Source organism: Starkeya sp. ORNL1 (assembly GCF_012971745.1).
Taxonomy (GTDB): Bacteria; Pseudomonadota; Alphaproteobacteria; order Rhizobiales; family Xanthobacteraceae; genus Ancylobacter.
This window is the reverse complement of the sequence record NZ_CP048834.1, coordinates 3,058,943-3,083,234: the sequence shown is the minus strand read 5'-3', so window position 1 is coordinate 3,083,234 and position 24,292 is coordinate 3,058,943. Positions and strand designations below refer to the sequence as shown.

At 62.7% G+C, this 24,292-nt stretch carries 21 protein-coding genes and 1 pseudogene; 11 read left to right on the top strand and 11 right to left on the bottom strand.

Annotation, left to right across the window (positions count from 1 at the left end):
- Positions 1–242 precede the first annotated feature (242 nt).
- The 3 genes from G3545_RS14740 (at position 243) to G3545_RS14730 (ending at position 3,800) form a co-directional block, all read left to right on the top strand.
- Complete coding sequence (locus G3545_RS14740; RefSeq protein WP_246702837.1) at positions 243–1,205, top strand: HlyD family secretion protein; 963 nt, start codon at positions 243–245, stop codon at positions 1,203–1,205.
- On the top strand, positions 1,202–2,698 hold the full coding sequence (locus tag G3545_RS14735) for a DHA2 family efflux MFS transporter permease subunit (RefSeq protein ID WP_170013823.1): 1,497 nt from the start codon (positions 1,202–1,204) through the stop codon (positions 2,696–2,698). The genes G3545_RS14740 and G3545_RS14735 overlap by 4 nt, the downstream gene beginning before the upstream one ends.
- Before the next feature lie 160 nt (positions 2,699–2,858).
- Complete coding sequence (locus G3545_RS14730) at positions 2,859–3,800, top strand: aldo/keto reductase (protein WP_170013821.1); 942 nt, start codon at positions 2,859–2,861, stop codon at positions 3,798–3,800.
- Positions 3,801–4,085: 285 nt separating this feature from the next.
- Here G3545_RS14730 and G3545_RS14725 read toward each other — a convergent pair whose 3' ends face one another.
- The 6 genes from G3545_RS14725 to G3545_RS14700 all read right to left on the bottom strand — a co-directional run bounded on the left by G3545_RS14725 (position 4,086) and on the right by G3545_RS14700 (position 10,108).
- A complete protein-coding gene (locus G3545_RS14725) occupies positions 4,086–5,693 on the bottom strand; it encodes an ATP-binding protein (RefSeq protein WP_170013819.1) in 1,608 nt (535 codons plus the stop codon).
- A gap of 194 nt (positions 5,694–5,887) precedes the next feature.
- Positions 5,888–6,256, bottom strand: a complete 369-nt coding sequence (locus G3545_RS14720) for a response regulator (protein WP_170013817.1) — start codon at positions 6,254–6,256, stop codon at positions 5,888–5,890.
- A gap of 97 nt (positions 6,257–6,353) precedes the next feature.
- The gene (locus G3545_RS14715; protein WP_170013815.1) at positions 6,354–6,977 is read right to left on the bottom strand and encodes a response regulator; all 624 of its coding nucleotides are present in this window, start codon (positions 6,975–6,977) and stop codon (positions 6,354–6,356) included.
- Between the two features lie 627 nt (positions 6,978–7,604).
- Complete coding sequence (locus G3545_RS14710; RefSeq protein WP_170013813.1) at positions 7,605–8,126, bottom strand: heme-binding protein; 522 nt, start codon at positions 8,124–8,126, stop codon at positions 7,605–7,607.
- 41 nt (positions 8,127–8,167) lie between these two features.
- Entirely contained in the window at positions 8,168–9,007 is an 840-nt protein-coding gene (locus G3545_RS14705; protein ID WP_170013811.1) for an enoyl-CoA hydratase/isomerase family protein, read from the bottom strand.
- A gap of 696 nt (positions 9,008–9,703) precedes the next feature.
- Complete coding sequence (locus G3545_RS14700) at positions 9,704–10,108, bottom strand: Rrf2 family transcriptional regulator (protein ID WP_246702836.1); 405 nt, start codon at positions 10,106–10,108, stop codon at positions 9,704–9,706.
- On the opposite strand from G3545_RS14700, the pseudogene G3545_RS14695 reads away from it, so the two are divergent.
- Positions 10,070–10,456: pseudogene (locus tag G3545_RS14695) on the top strand (monooxygenase); the annotation flags it as partial. The gene G3545_RS14700 and the pseudogene G3545_RS14695 sit on opposite strands and share 39 nt — an antisense overlap.
- A gap of 28 nt (positions 10,457–10,484) precedes the next feature.
- Here the strand turns inward: G3545_RS14695 and G3545_RS14690 are convergent.
- Positions 10,485–10,709 (bottom strand): hypothetical protein, encoded by a 225-nt coding sequence (locus G3545_RS14690; protein ID WP_170013809.1) that lies wholly within the window; start codon positions 10,707–10,709, stop codon positions 10,485–10,487.
- 482 nt (positions 10,710–11,191) lie between these two features.
- Between G3545_RS14690 and G3545_RS14685 the strand changes: the two genes are divergently transcribed.
- From G3545_RS14685 to G3545_RS14655, 7 genes are all read left to right on the top strand, one after another.
- Positions 11,192–11,491 carry a hypothetical protein gene (locus G3545_RS14685; protein ID WP_170013807.1) on the top strand — a complete coding sequence of 100 codons (300 nt, stop codon included), beginning with the start codon at positions 11,192–11,194 and terminating at the stop codon, positions 11,489–11,491.
- A 784-nt stretch (positions 11,492–12,275) separates the two neighbouring features.
- Positions 12,276–13,295, top strand: coding sequence for a tripartite tricarboxylate transporter substrate-binding protein (locus G3545_RS14680; RefSeq protein ID WP_170013805.1), 1,020 nt, complete (start codon positions 12,276–12,278; stop codon positions 13,293–13,295).
- Between the two features lie 148 nt (positions 13,296–13,443).
- Positions 13,444–14,949 (top strand): tripartite tricarboxylate transporter permease, encoded by a 1,506-nt coding sequence (locus G3545_RS14675; RefSeq protein WP_170013803.1) that lies wholly within the window; start codon positions 13,444–13,446, stop codon positions 14,947–14,949.
- Positions 14,946–15,560 carry a tripartite tricarboxylate transporter TctB family protein gene (locus tag G3545_RS14670; protein WP_170013801.1) on the top strand — a complete coding sequence of 205 codons (615 nt, stop codon included), beginning with the start codon at positions 14,946–14,948 and terminating at the stop codon, positions 15,558–15,560. Before G3545_RS14675 ends, G3545_RS14670 begins: the two co-directional genes overlap by 4 nt.
- Before the next feature lie 282 nt (positions 15,561–15,842).
- Positions 15,843–16,667 (top strand): NAD(P)-dependent oxidoreductase, encoded by an 825-nt coding sequence (locus G3545_RS14665; RefSeq protein ID WP_281411723.1) that lies wholly within the window; start codon positions 15,843–15,845, stop codon positions 16,665–16,667.
- Positions 16,664–18,406 (top strand): thiamine pyrophosphate-binding protein, encoded by a 1,743-nt coding sequence (locus tag G3545_RS14660; RefSeq protein WP_170013797.1) that lies wholly within the window; start codon positions 16,664–16,666, stop codon positions 18,404–18,406. Before G3545_RS14665 ends, G3545_RS14660 begins: the two co-directional genes overlap by 4 nt.
- Positions 18,407–18,751: 345 nt before the next feature.
- Positions 18,752–19,684: a LysR family transcriptional regulator gene (locus tag G3545_RS14655; protein ID WP_281411722.1), complete on the top strand. Its 933-nt coding sequence runs from the start codon at positions 18,752–18,754 to the stop codon at positions 19,682–19,684.
- A 131-nt stretch (positions 19,685–19,815) separates the two neighbouring features.
- Here G3545_RS14655 and G3545_RS14650 read toward each other — a convergent pair whose 3' ends face one another.
- From G3545_RS14650 to G3545_RS14635, 4 genes are read right to left on the bottom strand one after another with little or no spacing between them, the layout of a single operon-like run.
- Positions 19,816–20,412, bottom strand: coding sequence for an SRPBCC family protein (locus G3545_RS14650; RefSeq protein ID WP_170013793.1), 597 nt, complete (start codon positions 20,410–20,412; stop codon positions 19,816–19,818).
- A gap of 13 nt (positions 20,413–20,425) precedes the next feature.
- Complete coding sequence (locus G3545_RS14645; RefSeq protein WP_170013791.1) at positions 20,426–21,412, bottom strand: ABC transporter substrate-binding protein; 987 nt, start codon at positions 21,410–21,412, stop codon at positions 20,426–20,428.
- 16 nt (positions 21,413–21,428) lie between these two features.
- Positions 21,429–23,810 carry a xanthine dehydrogenase family protein molybdopterin-binding subunit gene (locus G3545_RS14640; RefSeq protein ID WP_170013789.1) on the bottom strand — a complete coding sequence of 794 codons (2,382 nt, stop codon included), beginning with the start codon at positions 23,808–23,810 and terminating at the stop codon, positions 21,429–21,431.
- A complete protein-coding gene (locus tag G3545_RS14635) occupies positions 23,807–24,292 on the bottom strand; it encodes a (2Fe-2S)-binding protein (protein ID WP_170013787.1) in 486 nt (161 codons plus the stop codon). Before G3545_RS14635 ends, G3545_RS14640 begins: the two co-directional genes overlap by 4 nt.

Below are 24,292 nucleotides of genomic sequence, written 5' to 3'. Positions count from 1 at the left end.
CCTCGCCTGCGCCACACGGCTGTTTGACGATTTCCGAAATCGCTGGGGACGCGGAGAATGTGGCGCGGCTCTCACAGATCAGTGTGCAGTCGAGGGAGGGAATAGATGGTCCCGGAGTGGGCCAAGGCGCTTTGATACCGAGTAGGACCCTACGGGAGCGCCTGCGCCGTCCCTTGCTAATCATCCTTCCACTAATTGCGGCTTCTGTCGGTGCGGGATTCTATTTGAGTGAGGAGCCCTATGTGTCGACGGATGATGCCTTTGTCCGGGTTGCAAAGGAAACGATCAACGCGAGGGTCGCTGGCCAAGCAATCGAAATTGCCATCGTGGACAATCAGCGCGTCCGACGAGGCCAACTCCTGTTCCGTATCGATCCGGAGCCGTATCAGATCTCAGTCGATCAGGCGGAGGCGCGGCTGGGCAGCGCGCGTCTCGAGGTTGGCGGGCTTAGGGCGACCTATCGTCGGCAACTGACGGAGCTCCAATCGGCAAAGGATTCCGCGGAATTCGCTGAACGCGAGTTCGGCCGCAAGAAGTCGCTTGTTGCTTCTGATTGGACACCACGCGCTGCCTATGAGAGAGCCGAGACCGACCTGAAGGTCGCCCGACAGCACATCGCATCGATCGAACAGCAGATCGCCAGCACCGTGGTTGCGTTGAATGGCGATCCGAATATCGAGGTAGATCGCCATCCGTCGGTTCGCGCAGCGAGGGCCGAGCTAGATCGGGCCAGGCTCAACCTCTCTTATGCTGCGGTGACGGCGCCCGATGACGGCATCGTGACAAGAGTCGATGACCTTCAAATCGGCGACTTTGTTAGTCCCGGTGCAGCCGTGTTTTCGCTGATGTCTAGCCGACACATCTGGATCGAGGCGAATTTCCGGGAGACGGGCCTGACACATATGCGTCCGGGGCAGGAGGCAGCAATCGACGTTGACGCCTATCCGGACCATACCTTTAGGGCTCACATCGTCAGTATGAGCCCGGGAACCGGATCAGATTTTGCGGTCCTCCCGCCCGAGAACGCGACGGGTAATTGGGTTAAGGTCGTCCAGCGTCTGCCGGTCCGCCTTGAGCTCGATGAGGTCGATCCGAGCCTACCGCTGTTCTCCGGCGTCAGTGCCAACGTGAGGGTGGATACGGGCTATCGGCGCACGTGGCGCCATCCCTTCCAGGCTGTCCTCGCGGTGGAGGCGGCCAAATGAGTGTCCTGATGGAATCGAACGCTGCAGCCGACGGCCGCCGCGCCCTTACAGTTGCGGCACTAGCAGCGACTTATATTCAAGCGGTCAATGTCTCACTGCCAAATGCGGCCTTGCTTCATATCCAAGGTACCCTTTCGATGGCCGACGACGAGGCCGGTTGGGTATTTTCCTCATACCTCGCGGCGAGCATCGTCACCATGCCGTTGGCACATTGGCTCGCGAGCCGCTATGGGCGAAAGGCCGTCTATCAGGTCTCGATCGTCGTTTTCGCTCTTGGCCTTGTGCTTGCCACGCGTGCGGACACGTCGCTGCAGTTCATCGCCGCCCGCTTCGTCCAAGGCGGCGCGAGCGGCATCCTAGCTCCGCTATCCTTGGCGATCCTGCTCGACATAGCGCCGCCTGTGCGACGGGCCGGCATAAGCTTGGTGTGGACAGTGATTTCCGTGCTGGGCATCGTGAGCGGCCCAAGCATCGGCGGCTGGCTCTGTGAGTATCACGATTGGCGCTTGATCTTTTATGTCAGTCTACCGATTGCGGGGCTAATTTCTTTCACAGTGGCGCTCACGCTTCGGGAGAAGCGGGTCGAGCAAACACTGCCCTTCGACTTCTTCGGCCTGGCAGCGTTCTCGCTAGGCTTGATTGGTCTGCAGCTGCTGCTTGACCGTGGTGAACGTATGGAGTGGTTCAACTCAGCCGAAATATGGGCAGAGGCGACTGCTTCGGCACTCGGTTTCTATCTCTATTTCGTGCATGTCCTGACCGCAAAGGTCCATTATCTCGATAAAGCCTTGTTCAAAGATCGAAATTTCATTATTTCTACGATCATGTACTTTGCAGTTGGCCTTGTGCTGCTGCCGACAATGGCATTGACGTCGCCGATGCTTGACGAGCTACTTGGCTACCCGGCTGACACCACAGGCTATATGGCAATTCCGCGCAGCATCGCGCTCGTGGGCGCGCTGATACTGACGGTCCGCATTCCAGCGCGAATCGACAAGCGGCTGCTTGTGGCCGTCGGGCTGGTTCTCGTGATCTACGCGAATTGGCGAATGCTCGGCTATTCACCGGCGATGGACTGGCGGCCCGTCATCGTCGCTGGCGTGTTCCAGGGAGCGGGCTTAGGCATCTTGTTGCCTGCGCTCACGAATACGGCTTTCGCTACGCTCGATCCGGCGTTCCGCGCAGATGGCACAATGCTCTTCAATCTCTCCCGCCTTTACGGCAGCACGATCGGCATCGCGTTGGTCCAGATATTCTTTTACGACACAACCCAGGCGATGCACCTGGCGCTCGCAAAGAACCTTACGCCGTTCCGTGCAGCCGCTCACCCTACCGGGGAGATCACCGGGCCTGCCCTCGCGACACTGAATCATTTGGTTACTCACCAGGCAGCATTTGTCGGGATCATCGACCAGTTCGAGCTAATGATGATCGCGATGCTGATCGTGAGCCCACTCGTGCTGCTTTTGCGCAATCCACGCTTGGCCACGTGACATTCGAGGACCGCGGCAACGACGGCGTTCTCTTCGACTTTGGGGGCCGGGCTATGCGGATGCGCGGGCTCTTCCAATCGACCGCGTGTTCTGAGGCGCGGTCGCCACAGAAATCCGGTCCGCGCTTCATTGGGCCACAGCACCGCCAAAGGAGTATGAAATGACATCCCCCGATATGCTCCGCTATACGCGGATTCCCCTGGCTAATGGATCCGGCTCGATCCCCGCGGTTGGTTTCGGGACGCTGATCCCGGATCTCCTGGCAACAAGGCAAGCTACACAGACTGCATTGGAAGTGGGATTTCGACATCTCGATTGTGCGGAACGCTACCGTAACGAAGGTGCGGTTGGCGATGCGATGCGGGCTGCTTTCGATGCGGGTATAACGCGACGAGAGGATGTCTTTGTTACTACGAAGCTATGGAACACCAATCATCGCCCCGAGCGGGTCAGAGCTGCCTTCGACGCTAGCCTTCGGCGGCTACAGATTGACTATCTGGATTGCTATCTCATCCACACTCCGTTTGCCTTTCGGCCGGGTGATGAGCAGGATCCGAGGGATGAGCGCGGTCAGGTAATCTATGATTCTGGCGTGACTTTAATCGAGACGTGGCAGGCACTCGAGCGACTGGTCGACGACGGTCAGTGCAGGTCAATCGGCTTATCGGATATCACTTTAGAAAAGCTACGCGAGATCGTTGCTTCGGCGCGGATCAAGCCTGCGGTGGTGCAGGTTGAGTCCCATCCTTATCTGCCCGAATGGGAGCTGGTCGATTTCTGTCGCGAGCACGGGATTGTCCTTCAGGCGTTTGCGGCATTGGGGCACAACATGGATCCGAGGGTGGTGGACGACCCCGTGATTACGGCCATCGCAGGGCGGGTCGGCAAGACGCCGGCGCAGGTTGCGCTTGCTTGGGCTATACAACGCGGCACCGCCTTCCTTACCACCTCCACCAGGCTCGGCCATATCCAAGAGAACTTCGATGTCTCCACCCTGCCGCAAGATGCCCTCCAGGAGATTCGTAACGGCATAACCACGAATGTCCGATTCAACGCTGTGGTCGAAACTGGCGTACCCGGCTTCATCCCCCGGGCGACCTGAGCCCCAGCCTTCGATGCCGCCAGCGGATGTAAATGTTTCGCGATTGTGATCGTCGCGACGACATTGCATGTAGTTGGGCATTGGCTTGGAGCGCGCCTCGCGACGCGCAGCCTCAGATTCGGTCAATCGCTTTCCTGGTCTAATCTTCTAAGTGGTGGCTAGCGCCGGATTGTGCGCGGGAGTTTTCTGGCGCAGTCGATCGAACCTTCCGGGGGGGCACGGAACCAATGATGGCTGCCATTGAAGTGGCTCATCTTGAAACCGGCACCCTTGAGGGATAGTCGGCTAAACGCCAGCGGCCGTCGCATCGAGCGACAGCGCGAAGTTGAACACGGCGCCTTGAGGGGTGTTCGGCGCAACCCAGATGCGTCCGCCGTGCGCTTCTATGATGGAGCGGCAGATCGGGAGACCCATGCCCATACCAGTAGTTTTTGTTGTGAAGAGCGGATTGAAGATTCGCTCGATGTTTTGTGGGCTGATGCCGGTTCCTGTGTCAGCGACCGATACCACGACTTCGTTATTGTCGCGGAGCTCTGTCCTCACTGTAAGGACCCGAGTTCCACGGGCGGCTGCCATCGATTCCGCCGCGTTCGAGACCAAATTCAAGAGCACATGTTGTAGCTGGGTTCTGTCGCCGGAAACATCCAACCGATTGGAGTTGAGCTCAATCTTAAGCGCGATCCGCTGCTTTTGCAGTTCGTCGCGAATCAGGACCGTCGTGTCTGCGATCAGGTTGTGGACGTCTAAGGCTGCCCGCATCCTCTGGTCTTTCTTGAAATTCGCGCGGATGCTGTCGATGATATCTGCTGCTCGATATCCATCGGCGGTGATCTGTTTGATGTCATCCTTCGCCTTGTCGAGCTCTGGCGCGGAGCGCTCCAACCTTCGGAGGCTCGCCTCGGCGCGCGTAATCATGGCCGCAAGTGGTTGTTTCACTTCGTGCGCGATCATGGCGGCCACGGCGTCACCGGTGACCAGGCGCGCCTCTCGCTCGCGTTGCTGCGCACGAACCGCCAGCAAGACGTGGGTGTAGAGCGTCGAAATCTGGACGAGGAGAATAATGAGAACCAGGCTATTCGCCGTTAGGTTGGTCATCACGACGGTATACCATCCCACGCTGAAACGGCTCGACGATGGGAAGAAGCTGAGCGGGATTCCGGCGAGGTGGACAAAGGCCACAACAATTAGCCACAGGCCCAGTACGGTGCGTCGCTGCCGCCAGAGAAGCATCATAGCAAGTCCATAAAATGACGCCGTCGGCGCCCCGGCGTAGTAAAACCAGCTTGAACCGAAGCGTATATTGTCGGCCGTGGCCGTAGGCAGTAAAAATTGACCCCAAAGGCACAAGGCGGAGACAGCAAGGACGATTACGATCGTTGCACTTATACTTAGAAAAATGGCCTTGCGCACGCCACTGCGCACGGTGGCATTTTTGGCATCACTGTTCGAGAGCGCAAATGCGCTCATATACGCGGCAAGGCCGCAATGCCTGAGGATGTAGATCCAAGCCGTGCTTTGCAGGCCGCCAACTAAGACTGTGCCTGACTCGAATAGCCCGGGAAACGATAAGGCATACGGAATTAGGACCAGCGCTGCGAATACGTATCCGTTCGCAATAATCAATAGGCCGCGCGTGCGCAGAATTGAAAATTGCGAGAACAGGATGACGGCGGTAACGACGTCTGTCACAAAAATTGTCGTTACGTAGAACGGCACGAAGGCCTCGATCGGGCGCAGTTGCACGGTTGCGAATGGTCGGGCGACACAGAACGCGAGTGCCAACATCGTGGGCACGACGCCCAGCGCGACCAGCTTCTGCGCCCGGCTTGGCGGAGCTCCTGTGAGGACCAGGGCATTGTCGCCTGGTAGAGTGCGCGGACTGTTCGCATACATTGCGTATTCGAAGCCGTTAAAGCTGCGCGAGTTGGTGTTCGGATAGCCAATCCGGTCGCACGCCGCCGGCGCGTGTGAGCACCATAGTCTCCCCTGCTTCGAAAGCTAGCTGCTCGTACGCGGCCAGAGGTCGCCGCGTGGACGCCGGCGTGTATATGTGGGGGCAGTCCCGCGAGAAGGCAGCACTTCCGTCCCTACGGCTTTAGCGCGGCTTCAATGCAAGCTATCAAGGCCCCGGATTCGAAGGGCTTCTTGAGCAGGCAGGTGGCTCCGCTCGCCAAGGCTTGCGCCTCAAGCCCCGGTTCGGCGCGGGCAGTGATCATTATCATTGGTACTTTGGAGTTGCAGCTCAAGAGCAGCCGCTGAAGGTCAAAGCCGTTCATCCCCGGCATGTGAACGTCGGTGATCACGCAGTCGCACGATATGTCAGCGCGCGCAGCAAGGAAGGCCTCAGCCGACGCGAACCCTTGTGCGTCATAATCCATAGAATCAAGCAACGCGACAAGTGCATTGCGAAAAGACACATCGTCATCGACAACTATTAATGAATGAATTCTCGGCACGAGCCGTCCTTATTTTGATGTAACAATTGAATAAAATAGATATACGTAGTCGCGACGCATGCGCGCGGTGAGATGCGGAATTGGCTTTCTAGTCAGTTCAGTGACGAGCGATCAAATCAGCCATTCTGACTAGTTCAGGCAAGGTCCGCGCTTCCATCTTTCTCATGGCGCCGCCTCGATGGACCTTAACCGTGATCTCGCTAATTCCGAGTTCCCAGGCTGCCTGCTTATTGAGCCTTCCTTTTGTTACCAGCGACATGACCTGCTGTTCCCGGCACGAGAGCGTTGCGAACCGCTTTTGCAACTCCGAAAGATTGCCCTCAAGCTCGAGCTCGTGGCGATCGCGATCGATTGCAGCCATGACCGCGCACAGCATGTCTTGGTCATGGAAAGGTTTGGGCAGGAAATCCACGGCTCCGAGCTTCATGGCTGAAACCGACATTGGGATGTCGCCATGCCCTGTCATGACAACAACCGGAAGACGAATGCCAATCTGAGTTAGCTTGACCTGAAATTCGAGACCGTTCATGTCGGGGAGGAGCACGTCAATGACAATGCATCCGGGACGACAAATATAGCCGCTGTTCAGGAAATCCTGAGCTGTTCCATAGGTGCGAGCGCAAAGTTCCACAGAATCAAACAGACTCTCAAGCGCGCCACGCATTGAGGCGTCGTCGTCTACAACATGAACGATCGGCCGTTCGCCGGTCTCTATCGGCATTTGGCATGGCCCTCACATTGATCGGCCACGGTAGCACCGCCGGAGGCCCGCTGCGGCTTATACCAACGTATGCGCCAGCCGCTTCCAACCTGTTTGGCTTTTGGGTGCTACAGGCTTGCGTGGCGCTCGAGGCTAAGCGTCAGGCACTGCTCCTCGAAGGACGCTCGCCCGATTGAAGGTAAGGCCGCGAGGGACTTGGGATGCCAGTGCAGGCTCGTTCTGGTTTTCGTGTTGTCTCCCTAATCTTCGGCGAGCCGCTCCTGGGGCGTGACGCACCCGGGGCGTGACGCACCATTCAGCGAAGCTGGCTCACGCGTCGCCGCTCCCAACAAATCTCGATTTGCCTGACAGATTCAGGGCATCGCCGAGCCGTTGATCGGATTGTAGGGCCAACATTCGATATCTTGATCACGCCAAAGACTCGTCCGGCAAATGCGCGGTTCCTACTTCCATCGCGTGACAACATGAACGCCCGACGTCACACGCGACCAATCGGACGTCGACGGCGTGGCGAGTCCGCGCAGAGAAGGAAGGGCTGCCACTCGAACCCTTCACCAAAGTAAAGGCGGTCTGGCCATAAGGGTCGGAGTGCTTATTGGACCGACTCAAGTCGGATAGGGCGATGCATCAATGGGGCAGGCGGTCCTCGACCCTCGATACGCCTGCCCTCGCGCAAACCTCGTCTTTGTCGCCACCCGGCGCGCCGCCGACCCCCAACGCGGCGACGATCGCGCCGGCCGCGTGAAAGGCGACCGCGCCGGGGAGTGCCATAACGTGGTGGACCTGCGCCAGGCGCGGCGCGTATGGATTGGTCTTGACGAGCTCGAAGAGCGCGGCGGATGTGTCGAAGTTGAATTCCGGGCCGAGCGTGACGACCGTGAACGCTTTCTCAAAACTCGATTCGCGCGTGTGGACTGTGGCGCCATCGCCGCGGAGCACGACCTTCGGGATGCCATCCATGTCAACGACCGTCGCTGTGACCCGATAGCCCTGGAGGCCGCATACACTCACCGCTTCCGTAGCCGCCTCAACGGCGAGGTCCAGGGGGAGCACATACTGATAGGCGCTCGCCCGCTGCGGTTCAGACAGGGCCGGCGGGCCGAACGCCGTGACGCCATAGAGAGCGACCGCTACAATTAACGTCTTCATGCTGTCTCCTATAGCTTGGGGGGCGCCGAGGGGGTCGGCGACTAACGTTGCGGAAGTTCGCCGAGATGGAAGGCAAGTCGGTTCTCGACATCACCGGGCGTTTGGAAGCCTCTGTCGGTAAGGGCCTTGATTCCGTCCTGCGCCGCCGGGCGGCCAAGAGAAGCAACGCACGCCTCCCAGCCGGCTCCAAGTTCCACGTCCGGTGGCAGGCTGGTGTTGACCAGGCGCTTGGTCTGGGCGAGCGCCCACTTGTCGAACTTGGCGATCCGGTTCGCGATCGCGTCAACGTAGTCATCCAGTCGGGCGTCGGGCAGGGCCCGATTGATATAACCGTAGGCTTCGGCCTGATCGGCGCTGATGTCCTCCGAGGTGAGCAGCACCTCCATTGCGCGATTCCGCCCTATGAGTTGCGGCAGTCGGGCCATTGGGCCGCCGCCGGCAACCATGCCCACACCGACTTCCCACTGCGAGATGATGGCCTTTTCCAGGCTGGCGAACGCCATGTCACATGCCAGCGTGATCTCGCTGCCGTTGCCAGTAGCGCGTCCGCGGATCAGGGCGATCGAAGCAACCGGAGCCCGGGTCAGGCGCACGAGGAAATCCGGCCACGGCGGCAAGCCCGTTGGTCCCGGCGGCAATGACAGGATATCCGCGATCCGAGCCTTGAAGTAGGAGTGGTTAAGGAAAAAGCCCTCGACTGCGCTATCAAACACTAGGACGCGCAGTTCGTCGTCGGCTTCGATGGCGTCGATCAGCGTCGTGAATTCACGGACCATCTGCGGCCCCATCACATTGAGCGGTGGGTTTTCGAAGGTGACGCGCCAATATGCGGGCGTGCGCCGAAGCACTCGAAGCTGTGCGGGGGTTACATTGCCGTCCACGGGACCCTCCTGGATCGCTTCACGGAAGAGCCCCTGTTAGATGTTGTTTATCTCTCGGGCGCGATTGGACGAAGGTGTCACCGATACCAAGGTTTCTGTTCTCCACGTCCTGTGCCTTTTGCGGCGTACAGCGTGGTCACAGGTCCGGATTCCGGCGGAGGGGTCTTCTTGCGACGGGTAGTCCACCGTGCTCTCGAGCGACGGCAGGCGGACGGCGCTCCGGGCCACGCGGATGTTGTACCCGCTCGGCCTCAAGCCGCAGGTCCCGCCCGGCTGCCTTGTTCGGGCGCTTGATAGGTTCATCGACCTATCAAGCGCCGTGAGGAGGTCGACACGGGAGAGCGCAGCCTGCGTTGGTCTCGAAAGACCCATATCGAAGTACAGGCTGGAAGGCTCCGCGCACCGCCGCAGGCTTCCAAGGAACTGCCTTGAAGTCCATCACCAAACCGGGCAGGAGGGACTGCACCCTCCAAGCAGCGTCCTGCGCTCGCTGCAAACTGCCCATGTTGACCCTCTCTATCTCAAGACAGAAATGGGGCCAGAAGTGGGGCAGTGATCAAAATCAAAATGACCCACCCGAGCGCCCACGGGGCCACGAAATGCCCCAAGCATCCGCCGCAAGGTCGGGGGCTTTTGGCAGCGGTGCGCTGATGGGGTCACAGGCCCACGCAAACCGTCGTCCCAAGGTACCGAGCATCAGATGTGGTACATCAGGTCGGGATCACGGACGCGGCCGTACATGATCATCTCGTCCAGCGTCATCCGGTCGAGGATATCGGAGGCGGCGTCGCGGACCTTGGTCATGGTGATGCGCACCGCGCAGGCTTCGAGATCGGGGCAGTCTTCGCAGGGAAGATAGGCGCTCTTGCTTGCACAATTGATCGGCGCCAGCGGCCCGTCCAGCGCTCGGATGATATGGCCGACGTGGATGTCCTTGGGCCGCCCGGCCAGACGGTAGCCGCCGCCGGGCCCCTTCTTCGATCGCACCATGCCGGCATTCTTCAGTTCCAGAAGTATGGTGTCGAGGAACTTCTTGGGAATGCGGTTGGCGAGCGCGATTTCCGCGCCGCCGCCTATTCCGCCGGCGCCATCGCGCTGCACGCAGCCGGTTCGCTGCAGTGCACCTTCGATGCCCGCTTCGCCGGGGACGACGCGGCGGAGGAGGCAGCGAACGCCATCGCCGAGCTGGAGACCGCACAGGCCCAGAGCGTGGTGACGAGACTCGTGCTCGACGCCTCGACCCTCCTGTTCGACGCGCTCGGCGCCTCGGCGACGCGCAAGCCGCTTGGCCTCGACCGTCACTGGCGCAACGCCCGCACGCTCTCCTCGCACAATCCGCGCATCTACAAGGACCGGATCATCGGCGACTTCGCGGTCAACGGCACGCTGCCGCCCTACCAGTGGCGCATCGGCCAGGCGCCCGAGACGGTACGGCGGGCCGCCAAATAGATGTCTGCGCCTCTCCTCGACGGGGGTTTTAGACCCCCGTCAACATGAGAAGACTGCCCAGCGCGAGGAGCGCCAGGCCAGGCCAGTTTCGCGACAGCCCAAAGACGCTGATGCCGCGCTCCGGCGGTTCGAGGGTATCACTTGCTGCCGCCGAACGGCGCGAACGGCTCAGAGGGCCGTTCAAGATTGCCGCGACGCCCAAATAGAGGACGCCAGCAAGAATGAAGAGCGCACCAGACAGGATGACGAGCATCGGACCCTCGACGGTAGGAGCCCCTCTTCGTATGCCGTCTACTGCGTGCTGGCGCCAAAGTTCCGCCTGGCTCGCGGTGCCCCCACGGTTTCGGCTCTGACAGGCGCCGGAAATTGGGGGCTGATCGTTTGTGCGCTGGCCTCGAAGCTGGCGCAGCGAGGCCAGCCTGCGCCATTCTCGTTGGATGGCGGGGCTTTTGCCCGGCGGGGATATGGCGGCGCCTCCGGGGGTCGGCTAACCGGAGGACGCCGCCAGCTCAAGACAACTCCCGTCGCCTTGGCCCAATGAAATTGAAACATTCGCGCGAGCGATGCTGTGACCGCCATCACAGTTTGAGCGCTTTGTGGCGCCGCCCCTTGGCTTGCTGCAATGACAAACTTTGCGGAGACCGAACGCGGCCGGCAGGAACGGCGTTCCGTATCCAGTCAGGCAAGAATTTTGCCCGACAACCGTGAGGCGCTGGCACTCGGGAGGAGGCGAAGATGAAAAGCGCGATAGTCGCAGCTGTGCTGCTGATGGGCGCGGGAGCGCAAGCCGACATCCCAGAACTGAATGCCTCTTGTCCCGGGAATATCGACGTACGCACGGAGGAGGGCGGCCCGATCTATATCAACGGAAAGGAGGCTGATCTGAAGAAGGTCAGTGACCACCATTACGAGGCCCAGAGTGCGGGCGTAATCGTATCGGTGACCATCAATGCCGATGGGTCCCCTTCAATCTCGTATAAGGGCCTTGGCGCAGCCAACGCGGTCTGCGTCATTTCCGGTGGAACGCGCGCCTGAATCGGCCCGAGGCCGGCCGTCATGCCTCCTGGCGGGAACCAACGAGCCCAGGCATGCGCCGCCGATTGAGAATGATGGACATGCAAGCTCCCGAGCTTGGGCAAAGGGTGGAACGGTTCATGGCAGGTATTATGGTAGGATTGGGTTTTTCCACAAGCCGCTAGCCGCCAGTTTCCGGCGGATGGCGAGGGCGCCGGACCAGCCTCGTCACGCAACCTTTGCGATGGACGGGTAGGCCCACATTATCGGCGCCGCCCCTCGACGATACGCTATATTTTAAGCGAATTCGGGAGATCCGCGCGGTGGCGTGCTCAAATTGGGCGCGATATTCGTGGCGACCGGCGCCGCCGATCCAGCTTACACTTTGTCCGCGGCGGCGACTGCTCGCGCAGGAGTAGGCAATATATAAGCAAAAACGAATAAGCCAGAAATATTATCCATTTGTTCCGATGCCTGCGCGGGCCATAATAGCCTTTAGACACACGCACGATGTGTATCAGGCAAAAATGAGGGGAACCAATGGCTATTGTTCTGGGAGCTGCGTCGATTACATGCGCTTTACGCAGCGATTCCGTAGCATTTGCAGTTGAGGCGAAGACGTATTTTCTCGCGCCATTGCAAAGCTGGACGTTGTCATAATTTCTCCGTCCGATTGATCGCGCGGCAAGTCGTATCAGCACGACTTGCCGGATGATGCAGTCGTCCTTCCAATCCATGAGCGGAGAAGTCGATGTACGCGCTTTCAGCGTCCGGTAGAATTGAAGTTACCAAATTCGGTCGAAGCTTGCGCCGGTTCGCGCTGCCACTGGTTGCATCCCTTGCCGTTGTGACCGGCGCCGCCGGCAATGCGCAGGCGGATGACGCGTGCGCATTCTTCAAGAACAAGACTGTCGAACTCATCGTCCCGTTCTCCCCCGGCGGCGGTTTCGACGTCTATGGGCGCATGGTCGCGAAGTTCATGGGCGGCGAGCTTGGCGCGGCGAACATGATCGTGCGCAACCAGCCCGGCGCCGGCGGACTGCTGGGCACCAACCAGACCTGGAAGGCAAAGCCGGATGGCCTCAGGATCCAGCTGATGTCCGCCAGCGGCATGGTAACCTCCGAGCTTGGCGGCGCCGATGGCGTCGAGTTCAAGAGCGGCGAATTCTCCTGGATCGGCCGGGTCTCCGGTGAGCCGGACGTGATCGCGACCTCGCCCGGCAGCCCGGTGAAGACCGTCGAAGACCTCAAGAAGCTGGGGACTGAGCGCAAGGTCCGCATCGGTTCCTCTGGCGTCGGTGACATCGACTACATCGAAGCCTCGCTGCTGACCAAGGTCCTCGAACTGAATGCCGACGTCATCACCGGCTTCAGCGGCGCGCCCGAGGTCTATGCCTCGCTGGGCCGCGGCGAGCTGGACCTGTTCTCGTCCTCGCTCAGCGCCGCGCAGGTGGCCGAGAAGGCCGGCACCGCACGCATCCTGTGGGCCTATGGCACCGGCGACATACCGGGCGAGATGAACGTGAAATCGCTGTCCGACGTCGTCGATGCCAAGCACGCACCCATGGTGAAGGCGCAATCCGACGTCGTCGCCGCCGGCCGGTCGCTGGCGGGTCCGCCCAAGATACCGGAAGATCGCCTGAAGTGCCTGCGCGACGCCTTCGATCGGACCATGGCAAGCGCGCCGCTGCTCGAGGAGTCCAAGAAGCTGAACCGTCCGGTGGCTCCGCTCAGCGGCCAGCAGATCGCCGGCCTGATCCGCGGCGTCACCGAAGGGGCTCCGAAGGACTATCTTGAGCTGCTTCGCAAGTCGTATGGCAAGTAACTGCGGCACGTAACTGCAGCACGTAACCGCGGCGCGTAAGGCGACGTCCGTTCAGGCGTTTTCCCGGCAATCGGCTGCTTCATCGGGCGGGCATATCCCTGCCGGCTCGGTGAGCATCCGCTCTACCATATGCGGATAGGACTAACTCATGCTCGATGCAGCGCTTTCCGGCCTGCTCCAGGTTCTCAGCCCGGGCTCGATGGGGTTGATGCTGATAGGCATCTTCATCGGCTTCATTGTCGGCATCCTGCCGGGGATCGGCGGGCCGGTCGCCATGGCCCTCATGCTCCCCTTCACCTTCGGCATGGAGCCGATCCATGTGTTCTCCTTCCTGCTCGGCATGAAGGTCGTCACCTCGACGACAGGTGACATCACCTCGGTGCTGTTCGGCATTCCAGGCGAGGCGACATCAGCCGCGGTGGTGCTCGACGGCCATCCGATGGCGAGAAAGGGCCAGGCCGGACGCGCTCTCGGCGCGGTGCTGATGAGTTCGCTGCTCGGTGCCGTGATCGGTGCCGCGTTCCTGGCGCTCTCCATCCCGATCATCCGGCCGATGGTCATGGCCTTCGGGCCGCCCGAATTCTTCATGCTGACCCTGGTGGGCATGGTGTTCATCGCCTCGCTGTCGCGCGGGCAGATGCTCAAGGGCATGATCATGGGCACGTTCGGCCTGTTGATCGCCCTGGTCGGCATCGATCCCCAGGCCGGCGTGCCGCGCTATGTGTTCGGCCAGCTCGATCTGTGGGAAGGGCTCGGCATCATCCCGATCGTCATCGGGTTGTTCGGCGGTCCGGAAATCCTTCAGCTGATGCTGAGCAAGGAGAGCATCGCCGGCAAGGCCGCCAGCCGGCAGATCGTCGGGGTCGGCGAGGGCGTTCTCGACACCTTCCGCTATTGGAAGACCGTCGCCGTCGCCGGCCTGATCGGCTCTGGCATCGGCGTCATCCCCGGCGTCGGCGGGTCGGTCTCGCAGTTCATCGCCTATGGCCATGCCAAGCAGACCTCCAAGACCCCCGAGCAGTTCGGCAAGGGCAGCATCGAAGGGCTGCTCGCCGCAGCGGGCAACAACAACGCCAAGGACGGCAGTTCGCTGGTGCCGATGATCGCCGTCGGCCTTCCCGGCAGCGTGTCCACCGCCATTCTGCTCAATGCGTTCCTCATCACCGGGCTCAATCCGGGACCGGAGATGCTGACGACGCATCTCGACGTGACCTTCTCGATGGTCTGGATCACCATCATCGCCAACATCATCGTGGTGATCGCGGCGCTGCCTTTGCTCAAGCCGCTGGCGCGCCTGACCTTCACCGAAGGCCCTATCCTGGTTCCGTTCCTGCTCATCGTCGTCGTGCTCGGCGCCTATTCCGAGAACAACAGCATGTTCGATGTGTGGATCATGCTCGGGGCCGCAATCCTCGGCGTGGTCTGCCTCAGATGGAACTGGCCGCGCGTGCCGTTCCTGCTCGGCGCCGTGCTGGGCGATCTCTGTGAGCGCTATCTGTTCCTGTCGACCTCGCTCTATGGCTGGAGCTGGATACAGCGCCCGCTCGTCATGCTGCTTGCCGCGGCGGTGGCGGTGATCCTGTTCAAGACCGGGTGGGCCACCCTGAAGAGTTCGCGCCGGCCCAAGGACCAGCTCAAGGAAGTGCAGTCATGACCAGCTCACGCGTGCACGCAACCTCTCGCAAGGCCATCGACTATGGCGATTGGGTCATCACCCTGGTCCTGCTGGTGCTCATGGTCAGCGCCTATGTGCTGACCCTGGGCTGGCCAAGCGGCACCGCGTTCTTTCCGCGGCTGCTGAGCGCGACCAGCACCATCTTCATCCTGCTCAAGCTGGCCTCGCTGGTGTGGAACCTGTTTGCTGCGGCCCCGATGGTGGTCGCCAGCCCGGCACCCCCGGTCGTGGCGCAGAGCCTCGCCGCCGATGGTGCTGCCAAGGCGGATGGCGAAATCACCCTCGTCGCCGATGTCGACGAGGACCAGGGCAATGAGGATGAGTTCCACAAGATCTTCGCCCGTGCCGACGGGCGCATGTGGGCCGAATCCATCGGCTGGATCGTGCTGTTCTTTGTCGGGCTGTATCTGTTCGGGCTGCTCGTCACCTTGCCGATCTTCACGGTGCTGTATCTGCGCTTCGTGGCCAAGTCGTCGTGGCTGGTGTGCTTCCTCTATGTGCTGGGCACCGCAGGGGTGATCTTCCTACTGTTCGATCAGGTCCTGCATTTGCCGCTGCCGCCCGGCATCTTCCCGCTGTTCGGCGAGTGATCGAGCTTGAACCGCCGGAGCATGTTCCCGTCGCAAGAGTCTCTCGACTGACGCGGAACATGCTCCGGCATCTCCTGGATTCAAAAGAGGAGGGCCACGCGAAGCCCATTGCTCCGGACACATTGTGAAATATCGAGAGAATACATCTAGTTATATTTTGATTTATCGTTCCCGCCTTTCTTGCTCGCTTTCTTTAGGAACACGAAAACTGACGCCCTCTTGGTTCAATTGCGGACCGAGCGTGCGCCGTATGTTTCTAATGATATTCGGAGTGAAGGCAGAATGACTATCAAACCTCGCATTGGTTTCATCGGTGCGGGCCGGATGGGGCGTCCCATGTCCGGCCATATCGTTGCCGCGGGCTTCGAACTCACCGCATATGACCCGGTCCCCGAGGCGGTCGCGGCCGTCGAGACGCTTGGCGGCAAGGGGGCGGCGTCGGCCAGCGCTGTCGCCGCCGCGTCGGACATCATCTTCGTCATGCCGGGCTTCTATGACGAGGTCGAAGCCGCGATCTGTGGTCCCCAAGGGATCCTTGCCGGTGCCGCGAAGGGCGCCATTGTCGTGGTCGCCAGCACCATCACGCCTGCACAGGCCAAGGATCTGGCGGCCCGCTGCGCGGAGCGCGGCGTCCGTTTCGTCGATGCGCCGGTGTGCCAGGGCGAGCGCGGCGCGCAGGAGGCCTATCTCGTATGGCTGGTCGGCGGTGCCGACGACGTGGTCGAGGAGGTCCGTCCGGTCATGGAGCCGTGCGGCAAGGAGATCTTCCACCTCGGCGAGGTCGGCGCCGGCATGGTCGGCAAGGCCATGAACAACATGCTGCTGTGGGCGGCGCTGGTCGCCGACCATGAGGCGCTCGCCATTGCCGAGAGCCACGGCGTGCCGAAGGAAAAGCTGATCCCGGCGCTGCTGCGCTCCAGCGGCACCAACTGGCCGCTCGAGCACTGGAAGGACATGCACCGGATCCCGTGGGCTCACAAGGACATGCAGATCGTGCTGGAGATGGGCGACCAGGCCCGGCTGACGCTGCCGATCGCCGGCCTGCTGCGCGAGCAGGTGAAGCCGATCATGCGCAAGGCCGGCATCTCCGAGGATCTCATTCGATGAGCGAGGCGAAATACGGTTCCGACCTGATGGTCGACGTCATCCGCTCCTTCGGCATCCCCTATATCAGCCTGAACCCCGGCGCCTCCTTCCGCGGCCTGCACGACTCGCTGGTCAATTGGGAAGGCGGCGGCCCTGAGCTGATCTGCTGCCAGCATGAGAAGGTCGCCATCGGCGTCGCCCATGGCTACGCCAAGGCGACGGGCCGGCCGATGGCGGTGGCCCTGCACGATCTCGTGGGGCTGCTCCAGGCGACCATGGGCATCTATTACGCCTTCCATGATCGCGTGCCGATGCTGGTGCTCGGCGGTTCCGGTCCTGCCGATACCGCACGCCGGCGCCCGGCGATCGACTGGTTCCACAGCGCCAACGTCCAGGGCAACGCGGTACGCGACTATGTGAAATGGGATGACGAGCCGCGCTCGCTGGCCGCGACCCCGGAATCGCTCATCCGCGGCTGGAACATCGCGCAGTCCGGTCCTGCCGGCCCGGTCTACATCTCGCTCGACGCGGACCTGCAGGAGCAGGCGCTGACCGAGCCGATCGCGCTGCTGGATCCCGCGCATTTCAGCCTGCCGGCGCCGCAGGGTGCCGATCCCGCGGCACTGGCGAAGCTGGCGGCGGCGCTGATGGCGGCCGAGCGTCCATTGATCGTGGCCGGTTTCGCCGGCCGCGATCCCAATGCCTTCACGCTGATCCCCGAACTCGCCGAAATCACTGCCTCGGGGGTGATCGACACCGGCGCGCGCCTCAACATGCCCAACCGGCATCCCTTGAACCTGACGGGCACGGACATCGTCAAGGAAGCCGATCTGGTGCTGTTCCTCGACTGCAAGGACGGCGAGGCGGCCGTCACCTCGGTCGATTCGGCGACGCGGGTGGTGACCTCGCACATCCCCGAGGGCGCCCGCTCGATGTCGCTCGGCTTCAGCTATTCGGGCATCCGTGGCTGGTCGCACGATTATGGCCGGCTGCTGCCGCTGGAGCTCGACGTCGCCGCCGACACCGTCTCGGCGCTGCCGCAACTGGTGGAACTGTGTCGCGCACTCAGGGCGCAGTCCGACGCTGCCAGTGAACAGCGTCGCGCCGCGCGTCGCGAGGCTCTGGCTGCCAGGCACGACAAGCGCTGGGCGTCCTGGCAGGCGCAGGCCGACGCGGTGGCGGATGAGACGCCGCTATCCACGGCGCGGCTCGCCAGGGAGGTCTGGGAGGTCGTGCGCAATTACGATTGGGTGCTCACCGCCGGCACCTCGCGGGGGTGGGCCCGGAAGATCTGGGATTTCGACAAGCCCTATCGCCATCCCGGCGACAGCCTCGGCACCGCCACCCAGATCGGCATCTCGCTCGGCGTGGCGCTCGCCTATAAGGGCACCGGCCGGCTGGTGGTGGATCTGCAGCCCGATGGCGACCTGATGTTCGATCTCGGCACGCTGTGGGTGGCGGCTTACTACAAGATCCCGATGCTCGTCGTCATGGTCAATAACCGGGCCTATTACAATGACTGGGCGCATCAGGAGCACATGGCGCATCAGCGCGCCCGTCCGGTGGAGAACGCCTATATCGGCATGGAGATCGACGGCCCGGCGCCGGATTTCGCCAGCATCGCCCGGGCGCAGGGCTGGTGGGCCGAGGGTCCGATCGACAAGCCCGAAGCGGTGAGGGCGGCCTTGGCGCGCGCCGCCGAGATCGTGGCGACGACAGGCCAGCCGGCATTGGTGGACATCATCACCCAGCACGACTGAGCAGCGTCTGTCCGGCGCTTTGCGCACGGGGCTATTCGCAGAACTGTTCGCGGGGCGACGCCGGATCCGGCGTCGCCCCGCGCGTGTGTGGAGTAGTCGACGTCATCCTGAGGTGCGAGCGCAGCGAGCCTCGAAGGATGGTCAAGAAGAGGGCCGTCATCGGGGACGGGCATCCTTCGAGGCCGCCGTGCGGCACCTCAGGATGACGTTCATCTCCAGGGGACAGCGGAGCCGCGACCACGCATATCCACATGCTCCCAGCGCTTTCGCGTTCTTTGACACCCTTCTTGGATTCGTTTCATGGTAGGTCGTTGCGCGGTAATCAGGGTGAAGGCCTAGGACGGAATGGGCGCACGAATTTCGCTTCGGCATCTGCGGTGCTTCGTGGCCGTGGCCGAAACCGGATCGTTCACATTGGCGGCGCACCGGCTGTTCCAGACGCAGTCCTCGCTCACGGCGACCATCAAGCAGCTGGAGGAATCCGCCGGGCTGAAGCTGTTCGACCGGACCACGCGCCGCGTCGAGCTGACCAAGGACGCGGTCTGGTTCAAGGTCGTGGCCGAGCGGGTGCTGCGCGACTTCGACAATGCGATCACGGATCTGCAGGCGGTCTCGAAAAGCCAGCGCGGCCATATCAGGATCGCCGTCGCGCCGTCGATGATGACCCATGTGCTGGCGCCGACCTTGCGGGCCTTCCGGCGGCAGTATCCGCACGTCACCATATCGGTCTATGACCAGGGCTCGGACAAGATCGAGCGTTCCGTGCTGGATGGCGAAAAGGACTTCGGCCTTTCCAGCCGGCTGAACAATTTCCCCGATCTCGACTACATGCCGGTCATGACCGACCCGTTCGGCGTCATCTTTCCGCCCGACCACCCGCTGGCCGAGCGCAAAGGCAAGCTGACCTGGAGCGACCTCCAGCCCTACGAATATATCGGGCTGACCGAGGATACCGGGATCGGTGCCATGCTGGCCTCCCACCCGGGGCTCGGGCTGACGGAGCGGACCGAATCCTACGATCACGCATCGAGCACGACGTCGCTTTATGCGCTGCTGCAATTGGGCGGCAAGATCTCGGTGCTGCCATCGCTCGCCGCACGCACCGGGCCGCTGGCCGAGTTCGAATTCCGCGAACTGCACGATCCCTCGGTCACGCGGGAGATCTGCCTGATCACCCGGCATCTGCGCTCGCATTCGCCGAGCACGCAGCGGATCCTCGAAATACTGATGGCAACCATCAAGTCCGCCGACCAGATGTACGGCGCCAAGGTTTTCTGATCGCGCACGTACGTCATCCTGAGGTGCTCGCGAAGCGAGCCTCGAAGGATGCTGAAGCAGGAGATGCTCTGGGACGGCATCCTTCGAGGCCCGGCGTTGCCGGGCACCTCAGGATGACGTGGCTGCAGTCCTTACGCCCGCGCCCAGAGCCGCCGCAGGCTTTGCCAGAGCACGCTGAAGATCAGCGAGAAGCCGCCGATCGGCTTGACCGCGGCCGGTGCCGGTTGCACGGGAGCCGCGGCCATGGGCTTGCCATCCCCGGAGACCGGCGCTGAGCTCGCCTCGATCAGCGCCCGCAGATTGGCGGCGAACTGATTGACGATCTGGGTCGCCACCCCCTGGATGACGCCGGCGCCGCGGCCATATTGCGCCACCAGTCCCGACAGCGTCACATCGGTGGAGATATCGGCCTTTGAGCCGGCCCCGCTCGGCGAGAGCTGGAAGGTCACGAGTGCGCTCGCACCGCCGCGCCCCTTCAGGTCCGAACCCTGGGCCTTCACCAGCGCGCGCTTGGCCTGGTCGTCGCGCTCCACGAAATGCGCGACCCCGCTGAACGACAGCGCCACCGGACCGAGCCGGACCGAGACCTTGCCGTCATAGCCGCCATCCGCCGTCTGGCCGGTCAGCTCGGCGCCGGGCATGCAGGGGGCGATGCGGGGAATGTCCATCAGGACCTTCCAGGCCGCATCCGGGGCCAGCGGGATCTCGAAGCTGTTCTTGATTTCCATGATCCATCTCCCCTCAGGTGCGGAACTTGCCGCGCTTGCGGCCCTGCGACACCGGCAGGAACAATTCATCGAGCGGGATGTGGCGGCTGATCAGTCCCTGATCATGCGAATACCCCACCAGCGTGTCGAAGTTCCGGCTGTTCGCATCGCTCAGGCCGTATTCCCACGGGTCCGGCCCGAGCAGCTTCTCCTGCTCGTCCCAGGCTTCCTGATACCAGGCGAGCGGCACCAGGCGCGGATTGCGCATGCGCTTCATCGCGATGTTCTTCGCTTCGTCGAACGCCTGGTAGAGATTGGGAACCACCCAGGGGTGGGTTTCGACCAGCTCCTGCTTCAGGCCGAGCACGTGCATGATCGGGAAGATGCCGGTCCTGGCGAAATAGGCTTCTTCCTCTGCCTTGTAGTTCGGGAACAGGCGCCCGACGCGCGGATCGTTCTGGACGATCGGGTCGATGATGTCGGGATGCAGCACCGCATCGAGTTCGCCCTCGGCCAGCATGGCCTCGACCGACTTGTCGTCGGGCAGACGGGTCAGCTTCAGGCCGGGCGGCGGCGTGAAGCTGATGTCCTCGTCGAGCTCGGCGAACCATTCGATCGACTGATGCGGGACACCGTATTCGCGCTCGAGAATGCCGCGCAGCCAGAGCGTCGCGGTGACCAGATAGAACTTCACGCCGACCTTCTTGCCGATCAGGTCGGTCGGCTTGGTGATGTTCTTAGAGGTGTTGGTGAAGATGAAGCCGTGGCGGAAGCGCCGATGCGGGAACACCGGCAGCGCGCGGAACGGCATGTCGCGATCGCGCGCGGCGATGTAGGAGGAAGCCGAGCATTCGGCGATGTCGTACTCGTTGCCGCGGAAGAAACGCCAATGGCGCGTGGCGGAATCGGCCTTGGTCAGGATGTTCAGCTCGATGCCGTCCGGCTGGACGATGCCTTCCTTCAGCGGCCGGATGATCTCGTAGTCGCCGCAGGCGAGGGTGAGTTCGAGTTTCTTCGGCATCTTGGCAATCCTCGCTTCATGCAGGCGATCCGGCGCGCGACCGGCGCGCGGCTTCGATCAGGTTGAACAATGTCTCGGGAGGGATGGGGGTCTGGGAAATGCGGATGCCGAACGGCGAGAGCGCATTCTCCACTGCGGAGATCACCGCGGCGGCGGCCGGAATGGTGCCGGTCTCGCCGACACCCTTGGCGCCGATCGGATTCTTCGGCGAGGGGGTCTCGCGATAGATGGTCTCGAGCGTCGGCAGCTCGGTGGCGGTGACCAGCAGATATTCCTGGAAGGTCGTCGTCACCGGCTGGGCGGCGGCGTCATAGCCCATGAGCTCGTAGAGCGCGTTGCCGATGCCATGGACGATGCCGCCATGGATCTGGCCCTCGACGATCATGGGATTGATCATGCGGCCGGAATCGTTCAGCGCCACGTAGCGGGTCAGCACCACGTGGCCGAGTTCCGGCTCGACCTCGACCTCGACCACATGGCAGGCATTGGCATAGGCGAGCGCATCGGTCTTCCACTGCACGCTGGCCTCCAGCCCAGGCTCCAGCTGGGCCGGAAACGCATAGCCGGGCGCGCCGCGCAGCATCTGCGCGAGTTCGGCGAGGCTGATGCTGCGATTGCCGCCCTTGACGCTGACCCGGCCATCGCCGAGCTCGAGCTGGTCCTCGCTCACCTCCAGCAGCACGCTCGCCGCCTTGATGGCCTTACCGGCAACCGCCTTCGAGGCGAGGTGGACGGATGAGCCCGCGGTGACGAGCTGGCGGCTGGCGAAGCCGCCGAGCCCGAACGGCGTTGTGGAGGTGTCGCCGGCGATCACCGTCACGTCTTCCGGCGGTATCGCCAGCTCGTCCGCGCAGATCTGCGCCAGCGCGGTGGCGAGACCCTGTCCCATCGCCGCGGCGCCGGTGAAGACGCTGACCTTGCCGTTCTGGCCGACGCGCACCACCCCGCTCTCGAACGGCCCGCGGCCGGTGCCCTTCACCGCATTGGCGAGGCCGATGCCGATATAGCGGCCCGCCGCGAGCGCACGCCGCTGGCGTTCGGGAAAATCATCCCAGCCGGCGGCGGCCAGCGTCTCGGCCTGGGAGGCGAGATAGTCGCCGCTGTCATAGACCATGGCGGCGCCGGAGCGGGCCTTGAGCTTCTTGGTGTAGGGCATCTTCTCCGGCGGGATCAGGTTCCGCCGGCGGACCTCTGCCCGGTCCAGCCCCAGCTTGACCGCGATCAGGTCCATCGTCCGCTCCATGGCGAACACCGCCTGCGGATAGCCGGCGCCGCGCACCGAGGAGACCGGGACCTTGTTGGTGTGAACGACATGCACGTCCATGCTGTAGGCGGGCAGCATGTAGGGTCCGCTCATCGAGGTCGCGGAGTTGTAGGGCAGGTTGACGGGTTTGGGCGCATAGGCGCCCTGGTCGTGCACCATGCGCCCGCGCACCCCGAGCAGGTGGCCCTCAGCGTCGGCGGCGACCTCTACCGACCAATACTGGTCGCGCTCCTGGATCGAGGAGATGAAGGTCTCGCGCCGGTCCTCCACCCATTTCAGCGTGCGCTTGAGCAGCAGCGTCGCGGCGGGGATCGCGGCCTCTTCCGGATAGAGGCAGTATTTCGGGCCGAACCCGCCGCCCACATCCGGGGTGATGACGCGCAGCGCGTTCTGGTCGATGCCCAGCATGGCGGCGAGCATGTAGTAGACATCGTGCGGCATCTGCGTCGACGACCAGACGCACAGCCCGTTGTCCGGCCTGATCTCGGCGAGAACGCCGCGCCCTTCCATCGAATGACCGCAGCCGCGATGCTGCCAGAGATCGTCGGAGAAGACGTGGGCGGCCTTGGCGAAGGCCTCCTCGACCTCGCCATAGCCGACATTGAACGAGTTGAGCAAGTTGCTCTTCAGCTCGGTGCGCACCACCGGCGATCCGGGCTCCATCGCCTCGCGGGCATCGCAGACCACCGGGAGCGGCGTCAGCTCAAGCTGCACCAGAGCCGCTGCGTCCTCGGCGAGATAGCGCGATTTGGCGACCACCAGCACGATCGGCTCGCCGACATAGGCGACTTCCTTGTTCGACAGCACGAAGGGGGTGCTGCTGTTCTCGCCCTTGATCGGGCTCGCCCCCAGCGGCATACGCCCCGAGGCCAGCATCGGCAGCAGGTCGGCAAGGGTCAGCACGGCATGGACGCCGTCCAGCGCACGGGCGGCCCCGACATCGATCCGTTCGATGCGGGCATGGGCGAGCGGGCTGCGCACGAAGGCGCAATGCAGGATGTCCGGCAGCACGATGTCGTCGAGAAAGCGACCCCGCCCGGTGAGCAGCGCCGGGTCTTCCAGCCGCGGCACCGAGCGGCCGACCGCAGCGTGCGTGACCACATTGGCGTCCGTGGGCGTGCTGGTCCCGGTCATGGCGCTTCGCCCTCGATCGTGCACGATCCGGAGGCGCGCAGCGCCGCGTTGACGATGCTCTGATAGCCGGTGCAGCGGCAGATATTGCCGGAGATCGCCTCGCGCACTTCCCCTTCCGTGGGAGAGGGGGTCTCGCGCAGCAATTCGACCAGCGTCATCAGCATCCCCGGCGTACAGAAGCCGCATTGCAGGCCATGGGTGTCGCGAAACGCCTGCTGGAGCGGATGCAGGGTGCCGTCCGGCCGGGCGAGCCCTTCGACGGTCTCCACGATCGCCCCGTCGGCCTGCACGGCGAGCATCAGGCAGCCGCGGGCGCTGACCCCGTCGACCAGTATGGTGCAGGCACCGCACACGCCATGCTCGCAGCCGAGATGCGTGCCGGTCAGTCCGAGCGAGTGGCGCAGGAAGTCCGCCAGCGTGGTCCGGGATTCCGCCGTGCCGCGATAGGGGCGGCCATTCACCAGGAGTTCGATCTCGTACAT

Bases quoted from the DNA above. Each gene is read 5' to 3' on its own strand.
- G3545_RS14670 (WP_170013801.1), top strand. From the start codon at position 14,946: ATGACCAGCTCACGCGTGCACGCAACCTCTCGCAAGGCCATCGACTAT.
- G3545_RS14715 (WP_170013815.1), bottom strand. From the start codon at position 6,977: ATGCCGATAGAGACCGGCGAACGGCCGATCGTTCATGTTGTAGACGAC.
- G3545_RS14685 (WP_170013807.1), top strand. From the start codon at position 11,192: ATGAAAAGCGCGATAGTCGCAGCTGTGCTGCTGATGGGCGCGGGAGCG.
- G3545_RS14640 (WP_170013789.1), bottom strand. From the start codon at position 23,810: ATGACCGGGACCAGCACGCCCACGGACGCCAATGTGGTCACGCACGCT.
- G3545_RS14735 (WP_170013823.1), top strand. From the start codon at position 1,202: ATGAGTGTCCTGATGGAATCGAACGCTGCAGCCGACGGCCGCCGCGCC.
- G3545_RS14690 (WP_170013809.1), bottom strand. From the start codon at position 10,709: ATGCTCGTCATCCTGTCTGGTGCGCTCTTCATTCTTGCTGGCGTCCTC.
- G3545_RS14660 (WP_170013797.1), top strand. From the start codon at position 16,664: ATGAGCGAGGCGAAATACGGTTCCGACCTGATGGTCGACGTCATCCGC.
- G3545_RS14645 (WP_170013791.1), bottom strand. From the start codon at position 21,412: ATGCCGAAGAAACTCGAACTCACCCTCGCCTGCGGCGACTACGAGATC.
- G3545_RS14635 (WP_170013787.1), bottom strand. From the start codon at position 24,292: ATGTACGAGATCGAACTCCTGGTGAATGGCCGCCCCTATCGCGGCACG.
- G3545_RS14730 (WP_170013821.1), top strand. From the start codon at position 2,859: ATGACATCCCCCGATATGCTCCGCTATACGCGGATTCCCCTGGCTAAT.
- G3545_RS14650 (WP_170013793.1), bottom strand. From the start codon at position 20,412: ATGGAAATCAAGAACAGCTTCGAGATCCCGCTGGCCCCGGATGCGGCC.
- G3545_RS14710 (WP_170013813.1), bottom strand. From the start codon at position 8,126: ATGAAGACGTTAATTGTAGCGGTCGCTCTCTATGGCGTCACGGCGTTC.
- G3545_RS14655 (WP_281411722.1), top strand. From the start codon at position 18,752: ATGGGCGCACGAATTTCGCTTCGGCATCTGCGGTGCTTCGTGGCCGTG.
- G3545_RS14725 (WP_170013819.1), bottom strand. From the start codon at position 5,693: ATGTATGCGAACAGTCCGCGCACTCTACCAGGCGACAATGCCCTGGTC.
- G3545_RS14675 (WP_170013803.1), top strand. From the start codon at position 13,444: ATGCTCGATGCAGCGCTTTCCGGCCTGCTCCAGGTTCTCAGCCCGGGC.
- G3545_RS14665 (WP_281411723.1), top strand. From the start codon at position 15,843: ATGACTATCAAACCTCGCATTGGTTTCATCGGTGCGGGCCGGATGGGG.